The organism is Cellulomonas sp. ACRRI, from assembly GCF_022346185.1.
Classification (GTDB): Bacteria; Actinomycetota; Actinomycetes; order Actinomycetales; family Cellulomonadaceae; genus Cellulomonas.
Genome location: NZ_JAKRMS010000155.1, coordinates 1 through 8417, shown reverse-complemented (window position 1 = coordinate 8417; position 8417 = coordinate 1). Strand labels below are relative to the sequence as shown.

Here is an 8417-nt window from a genome sequence, read left to right as displayed (position 1 = left end):
CCGACCCCCTGCACGCCGAGAGAGAAGAGACCCCCGTGCGCCTCAGCCGCCCCCTCGTGACCGCCTCCGCCGTCCTGCTCGTCGCCGGCCTCGCCGCCTGCTCCCCCGACTCCGCGGGCGCCGCCCCGGCCGACGGCGACGGCCCGACCGTGGTCACCGTCGGCACCCTCAAGGGCCAGCCGCACCTGTACGCCCCGTTCCTCTACGAGGACCTCGCGCCGGAGGGCGTCGAGTTCGAGGTCGTGCAGTTCGACACCTCGCCCGACATCAAGAACGCCGTCGTCAGCGGCAACATCGACTTCGGCGTCGCGGGCGTCCCGTCCGCCGTGTCGGGCGCCGCGGCGGGGCAGGACGTCGTCGTGGTGGCCGCGGCGGCCGACGGCGGCTCCGGCATCATCGGCCGCGAGGGTCTGGACGGCGTCGAGTCCCTGGCCGGCCTGACCGTCGGGTACCCCCAGGGCTCGTCGCAGGAGATCCTGCTCCGCCTGACCCTCGAGGCCGCCGGGATGGACGCCGACTCCGACCTCGAGCTGGTCAACCTGCCGTTCTCCGACATGGCGGGCGCGCTGGCGGCCGGGCGGATCGACGCGTTCGCCTCGGCCGAGCTCGGCCCGTCGACCGCGCTGCAGGCCGGCGCCGTCGAGGTCGCCTCGCCGTACGAGACCCCGGTGGGGCGCGTGAACATCGGCCTCTACACGACCGGTGAGCTCATCGAGAGCGACCCCGAGCTGGTCCAGGAGGTCGTCGACACGCACGTCCGGGCCACCGAGCAGATGGCCGCCGACCCGCAGGCGTGGGCCGACGGCGTGGTCGCCGAGTTCGGCATCGACCAGGCCGTCGTCGACACCGCGGTGCAGAACATCTGGCCGCGCTGGGAGATCGACGACGAGTACGCGGCCCAGGTCGGGGCGCTCGTCGAGCAGATGGCGGCCCTGAAGCAGATCGACGGCGAGGTCGACGTGGACGCGCTGCTCGACACCACGTTCGTCGAGGCCACCGAGGCCGGCGGCGACTCCTGACCACCCGGTGCGCCGGCCCGGTCCGCCCGGGCCGGCGCACCCCGCCCGCGAGGGAGACGACATGACCAGCACCGAGGCCACCACGGCCGCCCCGGCGACCGCCGCGCCGGCCCACGCCACCCAGGCCGCCACGCCCGCCGCCCCGGCGACGGCGCGCCCCGAGCGCCGCGCCCGCCGCCGCCTCCGGGTCGGACCGCTCCTGCTCGCCCTCCCCGTGCCCGCGCTCGTCCTGGTCCTGTGGACCGTCGGCGTGCAGCAGGCGTGGGAGCTGCCGTTCGGGATCAAGATGGGCTTCCTGCCCACCCCGCTGGAGGTCGGCCGCCGCCTGGTCGACCTCGCCGTGGGCGGCATCGTGGACGACGCGTTCAGCGGCACGCTGCTCGCCCACCTGTGGGCGTCGACGCAGCGCGTCCTCGCCGGCTTCGCCCTGGCGGTCGCCCTCGCCGTGCCGCTCGGCGTCGTGATGGGCCGGTTCTCGCTCGCGTTCCGGATGCTCGAGCCGACGGTGAACCTGGCCCGGCCGATCCCGGTCACCGCGTGGGCCCCGCTGACGCTGCTGATCATCGGCTACGGCGACGGCTCGGCGATCTTCCTGGTGTTCCTCGCCGCCTTCTTCCCGGTGCTGCTGAACACGATCGCCGGCGTGCGCCAGGTGCCGGTGCGGCTCCTGGAAGCGGCGGCGATGCTCGGCACCAAGAAGGCCCAGGTGCTCTACAAGGTGGTGCTGCCCGCGTCGATGCGGTCGATCGCCAGCGGGCTGCGCGTGGCCCTCGGCCTGGCGTGGGTGATCCTCGTCGTCGGCGAGACCGTCGGCATCAACACCGGGCTCGGCGCCATGATCACGCAGGCCCGCGACCAGTCGAAGACCGACCTGATCGTCGCCGGCATGGTCGTCATCGGCCTGTGCGGCTTCGTCGCCGACCGCCTGCTCACCGGGCTGCTGGCGCTGGCCACCCGCGGCCGCCCGACCCTGACCTGACCCCGCGCCCCGACCCCGAGAGGAGACGACCATGCCCCGCATCGGCACCGTCCGTTCCCGCCAGCCCGCCGACGTCCGCGTCGCCGGCCTCGGCAAGCAGTACCCGACCCGCTCCGGCGGCGCCGTCGTCGCGATGGCCGACGTCGACCTCGACGTCCCGGCCGGCGAGTTCGTCTGCGTCGTCGGCGCCTCCGGCTGCGGCAAGAGCACCCTGCTCCGGATCCTCGCCGGCTTCGAGGACGCCACCTCGGGCACCGTCGAGGTCGCCGGGGCGCCGGTGGCCGGCCCCGACCCCGAGCGCGGCGTCGTGTTCCAGGACTACGGCCTGTTCCCGTGGCTGTCCGTCCGGGAGAACATCGCGTACGGCCCCCGGCAGGCGCGGCTGCAGCGCGCGGCGGTCGCCGAGCGCACCGACCGGTTCCTGACCGCGGTCGGGCTGACCCGGTTCGCCGACAAGTACCCCAGCGAGCTGTCCGGCGGCATGCAGCAGCGCGTCGCCATCGCCCGGGTGCTCGCCAACGACCCGTCGCTGCTGCTGATGGACGAGCCGTTCGGCGCGCTCGACGCGCTGACCAGGTCCTCGCTGCAGGGCGAGCTGTCCCGCATCCACCGGGAGACCGGCACGACGGTGCTGTTCGTGACGCACTCGATCGAGGAGGCCGTGTTCCTGGCCGACCGCGTCGTGGTGATGGCGGGCGGCGCGGCGCACGGGGTCCCGGGCCACGTGAAGGAGATCGTGCGCGTCGACCTGGCCGGTGACCGGGACGTGACCTCCGCGGAGTTCAACGCCCTGAAGCGCCGGATCTCCGCGCTGGTCCACGAGGAGGTCGCGGCCCCGGCGGCGTGAAGCCGGGCCCCGCGCGGCGGCCCGACCGCCCACACCCGCCGAGAGAGGACCTGCGCGCCGAGATAGGACGCTCGCAGGCCCTATCTCGCTGCGCAGGTCCTCTCTCGCGGCTTCGTCGGCTGCGTGCGCGTCGTACGCCGCGAGGACCGCCCGCGCCGCCGCGGCCAGGACGGCGTCGTCCGGCTCGGCGGCCTCGTCCGGGTGGTCGGTCAGGATCGCCAGGACGATCGGCGAGCCTCCGGGTGGCCAGACGACCGCGAGGTCGTTGCGGGAGCCGTACCGGCCCGCGGTGCCCGTCTTGTCGCCGACCACCCAGCCCTCCGGGGTCCCGGCGCGGATCGCGTCCGGGCCCGTCGTGCTCGCCGTCAGCCAGCCGACGTACGTCGCGCGCACCGCCGGGTCGAGCGCGTCGCCGAGGGCGTACGTCGCCAGCCCCTCGGCCAGAGCGCGCGGCGTGGAGGTCCGGGCCGGGTCGCCCGGCGTGAACCGGTTGAGCTCCGGCTCGGCGGCGTCGACCCGGGTCGTGGTGTCGCCGCGCGCCGCGAGCGCCGCCTCCAGGGCGGCCGGGCCGCCGAGGTGCCGGAGCAGGACGTTGAGCGCCCCGTTGTCGCTCTCGGACACGGCGGCCGCGCCCAGCGCGGCGATCGTCAGCTCGGTGCCGGCCGCGTCACCGGTCACGGGGGCGTGCCCGACGTCGGCCACGTCGTCCGGGGCGACCGTCAGCGGCTGGTCGAGCACCGACGCCGGGCGGCCCGCCAGCACCTCGCCGGCGGCGAGCGCCTTGAGCGTCGACGCGTAGCCGAACCGCTCGTCCGCCCGGTACGCCACCGTGGCGCCGGTGCCGGTGTCGCGGGCGTAGACGCCGACGCGGCGGCCGGTGGACTCCTCCAGCGCGGCGAGGTCGGCCGCGACGGCGGCGGTGAGGTCGGCGGGTGCCGACGGCGACGCCGTGGCGCCCGGTCCCGGGGACGCCGGGGCCGCGGTCGCCCGCGTGCCGGCTCCCCCGGGCGTGCCCGCCGAGAACCCCGTCGCGAGCGCCGCCGTCAGCGCGAGCGCCACCGCGCCGGCCGCCGCCCGGCGCTCAGCGCGCACCCGGCCGCCACAGCACGATCGCCCCGCGTGCGCCCACGGCCCGCGGGTCCTCGGCGGGGGCACCCCCGTCCGGGACGCCCCGGCGGCGCTGACCGCGGCCCATCGCCACGACGTCGCCGGACGGGTGCGCCGTGAACACCCGGCGTCCCGGCTCGGCGAACGCGCGCAGGTAGTCGACCTGGCGGCGCAGCCGATCCACCTCGGACTCGAGCTCGAGGATCCGCTTGATGCCGGCGAGGTTGACGCCCTCCTCCTGGGAGAGCCGCTGCACCTCGCGCAGCGTCGCGATGTCGCGCAGCGAGTACCGCCGCCCGCGCCCGCGGGTGCGGCCCGGCTGCACGAGCCCCAGCCGGTCGTACTGCCGCAGGGTCTGCGGGTGCATGCCCGCGAGCTCGGCGGCGACCGAGATCACGTAGACCTGCGCGTCCTCCGAGACCATCCCCACCACCTCCTCGAGCCGGGTCGGCGGGCCGGCGCGTCCGGGGCCGCGGCCCCGGCGCGCCGGCCGCCCCGTCAGTCCTTCGCGCGTGCCAGCAGGTCGGCCCGCGGGTCCTCGCCGGACGTCGCGATGCCGAACGCCTGCACGGCCTCCTTCGCGGCGGCGCTGAGCCGCTGCGGGACGACGACCTGCACGGTGACCAGCAGGTCCCCGGTGCCGCTCGTCGTGGTGACGCCGCGGCCCTTGACCCGCAGCGTCCGGCCCGACGGGGTGCCCGCCGGGATCTTCAGGCGCACCTGGCCGCCGTCGAGGGTCGGCACGGGCACCTCGGCGCCCAGCGCGGCCTCGTCGAACGCGACCGGCAGGGTCACCCGGAGGTTGTTCCCGTCCAGGGCGAACACCGGGTGCGGCGTCACGCGCACGGTGACCTCGAGGTCGCCGGCGGGCGCGCCGTTCTCCCCGGGGCGGCCCTTGCCGCGCAGCCGGATCTTCTGCCCGTCCCGCACACCGGCGGGGATGCGGGCCTTCACGGTCCGCCCCTCGACGCCGAGCGCCACGGTCGAGCCCTCCACGGCCTGCCGGAACGGCAGGGTGGTCACGGCCGCCAGGTCGGCCCCGCGCCGCGCGGTGCGGCCCTGGCCGAAGCCGCCGCCCCCGCCGAACAGGCCGCCGAGCAGGTCCTCGAACCCGCCGCCTCCCGCGCTCGCGCCGCCGGTGCCCGCGCCCTGCGGGAACCGCACGCGGGTGCCGCCGGCGCCGCCGAACACGCCGCCGAACAGGTCCTCGAAGCCGCCGTTCGCGCCACCGGCGCCGCCCGGGCCGCCCGCGCCCGCGCGGAACCGCGCGCCGCCGGCCATCGCCCGGAGCTGGTCGTACTGCTGCCGCTGCTCCGGGTCGGAGAGCACCGCGTAGGCCTCGCCGACCTCCTTGAACTTCGCCTCCGCCGCCGCGTCCCCCGGGTTGTGGTCGGGGTGCATGGTGCGGGCGAGCTTGCGGTACGCCTTCTTGATCGTGGCCGCGTCCGCGTCCTTGGCGACGCCGAGCACGGCGTAGAAGTCCTTCTCCAGCCAGTCCTGACCGCTCACGACGCCTCCTTCCGCTCTCTCGTCCGGTCCACCGGGGCGTGCGTCCCGCCCCGGACCGGGATCGACCCCGCGGCCGGGGCCGCGCCGTCACGACGCGGCCCCTGCCGGTGGGTCCTGATGATGCCCGTCACGCCTCCGGGTCGACGACCGCCACCCGGGCGGCGCGGATCACGCGCTCGCCCATGCGGTAGCCCGGCTGCAGCACCTGCTGCACCGTCGGCTCCGTGACGTCGGCCGAGTGCCCGTGCATGAGCGCCTCGTGCACCTGCGGGTCGAACGGCTCGCCGGCGGCGCCGTAGCGCTCGATGCCGAACCGCCCCAGGGTGCCCTCGAGCTTCTCCGCGATCGACGCGAACGGCCCGACCAGGTCGCCGTGCTGGCGCGCCAGCTCGATGTCGTCGAGGACGCTGATCAGCGCCTCGGCGACCGACGCGACGCCCTGGTCCCGGGCGGTGAGCGCCTCGGCCTTGGACCGCTTCACGTACGCGGAGTACTGCTGCTCGAGGTTGAAGTAGTCGGCGTTCCGCCGCTGCAGCTCGTCGAGCCGCTCGGCGGCGAGCTTCTGCGCCTCGACCAGGCCCTCCAGCACCACGGCCTCCTCGGCGGCGGTCGCCGCCGCCTCGGCCTCGGCCAGGACCTGCTCCTCGGCGGTGGGCTCACGCAGCTCCCCGGTCTCCGGGTCGATGCGCCGCTTGTCGGTCACGCGCGGGGCCTCCTCCTCGGGATCGCGCCCCTGCGGGTTCGGCTGGTCGGTCACTTCTTGTCACCCTCGTCGTCGACGATCTCGGCGTCCACCACGTCGTCGTCCTGCGCGGACGACGCGTCACCGGCCGGGGCCTGGTCGGCGGCCGGCTGCTCGGCGGACTGGTTCGCCGAGTACAGCGCCTCGCCGATCTTCTGCGACGCGGTGACCAGCGCGGTCTGCTTCGCGGTGACCTCGGCCAGGTCCTCGCCCTCGAGCGCCTTCTTCAGGTCGTCGACGGCCGAACGGACCTCGGTCTTCACGTCGTCGGACAGCTTGTCGTCGTTGTCGGTCAGCAGCTTCTCCGTGGAGTAGACGAGCTGCTCGGCGGAGTTGCGGGTCTCCGCCTCCTCGCGACGCTTCTTGTCCTCGGCGGCGTGCGCCTCGGCCTCCTTGACCATGCGGTCGATCTCGTCCTTCGGCAGGCCGGAGCCGCCGGAGATCGTCATCGACTGCTCCTTGCCCGTGCCGCGGTCCTTGGCGGACACGTGCACGATGCCGTTCGCGTCGATGTCGAAGGTGACCTCGATCTGCGGGACGCCGCGCGGGGCCGGCGCGATGCCGGTCAGCTCGAACGTGCCCAGCGGCTTGTTGTCCCGGGCGAACTCGCGCTCGCCCTGGAACACCTGGATCAGCACCGACGGCTGGTTGTCCTCGGCCGTCGAGAAGATCTCGCTGCGCTTGGTCGGGATGGCCGTGTTGCGCTCGATGAGCTTGGTCATCACGCCGCCCTTGGTCTCGATGCCGAGGGACAGCGGGGTCACGTCGATCAGCAGGACGTCCTTGCGGTCGCCCTTGATGACGCCGGCCTGGAGCGCGGCGCCCACGGCCACGACCTCGTCCGGGTTGACGCCCTTGTTGGGCTCCTTGCCGTCGGTCAGCTCGCGCACGACGTCCGCCACGGCGGGCATGCGGGTCGAGCCGCCCACGAGCACGACGTGGTCGATGTCGGCGACCTTGATGCCCGCGTCGCGGATGACCGCGTGGAACGGCGCCTTGGTCCGCTCGAGCAGGTCGGCGGTCATCTGCTGGAACTGCGCCCGGGTGAGCTTCTCGTCCAGGTGGATCGGGCCGTTCTCGCTCATCGAGAGGTACTGCAGGCTGATGTTGGTGCTGGTCGCGGACGACAGCTCCTTCTTGGCCTGCTCCGCCGCCTCGCGCAGACGCTGCACGGCGATCTTGTCCTTCGACAGGTCGACGCCGGTCGAGTTCTTCACCTGGCCGACCAGCCACTCGACGATCCGGTTGTCCCAGTCGTCGCCGCCGAGGCGGTTGTCGCCGGAGGTCGCGCGGACCTCGATGGTCGAGAAGTCGTCGTCCTTGCCCACCTCGAGCAGGGAGACGTCGAACGTGCCGCCGCCGAGGTCGAAGACGAGGATCAGCTCGTCCTCCTTGCCCTTCTCCAGGCCGTAGGCCAGGGCCGCCGCGGTGGGCTCGTTGACGATGCGCAGGACGTTGAGGCCCGCGATCTGGCCGGCGTCCTTGGTCGCCTGGCGCTCGGCGTCGTTGAAGTACGCCGGGACGGTGATGACGGCGTCGGTGACGGGCTCGCCCAGGTACTCCTCGGCGTCGCGCTTCAGCTTGCCGAGGACGCGGGCGGAGATCTCCTGCGCCGTGTACTTCTTGTCGTCGATCTCGGTCGTCCAGTCCGTGCCCATGTGGCGCTTGACGGACGCGATCGTGCGGTCGACGTTGGTGACGGCCTGCCGCTTGGCGACCTCACCGACGAGGACCTCGCCGGTCTTGGAGAACGCCACGACCGAGGGGGTCGTGCGCGCGCCCTCCGCGTTGGCGATGACCGTGGGCTCCCCGCCCTCGAGGACGGCCACCACGGAGTTGGTGGTACCCAGGTCGATGCCGACTGCTCGTGCCATGTCTGTGCTCCTTCGTCGTGCTGCTGCGTGATCCGGCGCTCGGCCGTCCCGGGGCGGGGCGGTGGCGCCTTGAGCCTGCTGCGCTCAAGTCTGCGTCGCGGTCGGTCGCGGTGCAACTCCGCGCTCGCGAACTTGAGTCCACCCCGCTCAACTCACGAGGAGCGCGGAATGTTCCCGCCGCAGCCACGGATGCCGTCGACGCGGCACGACCCCGAGCCCGGGTGGGCCGGCGTCAGGAGCGAGCGGCCCGGCGCTGCTCCCACTGCTCCCGGGTGATCTCGTACCGGTAGCCGCCGAGCTCGGCGCCCTCGACGGCGAGCATGTCCTCCGGGGTCGGCAG

General features: G+C 74.5%; 7 protein-coding genes and 1 pseudogene. 3 read left to right on the top strand and 5 right to left on the bottom strand.

What is annotated here, in order from left to right; genetic code table 11:
- The 3 genes from MHY85_RS18930 to MHY85_RS18920 form a co-directional block, all read left to right on the top strand.
- The coding region (locus tag MHY85_RS18930) for an ABC transporter substrate-binding protein (protein ID WP_239199508.1) at positions 1-1019 on the top strand (1019 nt) is incomplete at its 5' end.
- A 61-nt stretch (positions 1020-1080) separates the two neighbouring features.
- Positions 1081-1998: an ABC transporter permease gene (locus tag MHY85_RS18925; protein WP_239199505.1), complete on the top strand. Its 918-nt coding sequence runs from the start codon at positions 1081-1083 to the stop codon at positions 1996-1998.
- 31 nt (positions 1999-2029) lie between these two features.
- Positions 2030-2845: an ABC transporter ATP-binding protein gene (locus MHY85_RS18920; RefSeq protein ID WP_239199502.1), complete on the top strand. Its 816-nt coding sequence runs from the start codon at positions 2030-2032 to the stop codon at positions 2843-2845.
- Between the two features lie 147 nt (positions 2846-2992).
- Here the strand turns inward: MHY85_RS18920 and bla are convergent.
- The 5 genes and pseudogenes from bla to dnaK form a co-directional block, all read right to left on the bottom strand.
- Positions 2993-3904: pseudogene (bla, locus tag MHY85_RS22075) on the bottom strand (class A beta-lactamase); the annotation flags it as partial.
- Between the two features lie 22 nt (positions 3905-3926).
- The gene (locus MHY85_RS18915; RefSeq protein ID WP_239199499.1) at positions 3927-4376 is read right to left on the bottom strand and encodes a heat shock protein transcriptional repressor HspR; all 450 of its coding nucleotides are present in this window, start codon (positions 4374-4376) and stop codon (positions 3927-3929) included.
- 74 nt (positions 4377-4450) lie between these two features.
- Entirely contained in the window at positions 4451-5461 is a 1011-nt protein-coding gene (locus MHY85_RS18910; RefSeq protein WP_239199496.1) for a DnaJ C-terminal domain-containing protein, read from the bottom strand.
- A 127-nt stretch (positions 5462-5588) separates the two neighbouring features.
- The gene (locus MHY85_RS18905) at positions 5589-6218 is read right to left on the bottom strand and encodes a nucleotide exchange factor GrpE (RefSeq protein ID WP_158370681.1); all 630 of its coding nucleotides are present in this window, start codon (positions 6216-6218) and stop codon (positions 5589-5591) included.
- Positions 6215-8077 carry a molecular chaperone DnaK gene (dnaK, locus tag MHY85_RS18900; RefSeq protein WP_239199493.1) on the bottom strand — a complete coding sequence of 621 codons (1863 nt, stop codon included), beginning with the start codon at positions 8075-8077 and terminating at the stop codon, positions 6215-6217. The genes MHY85_RS18905 and dnaK overlap by 4 nt, the downstream gene beginning before the upstream one ends.
- Positions 8078-8417 lie beyond the last annotated feature (340 nt).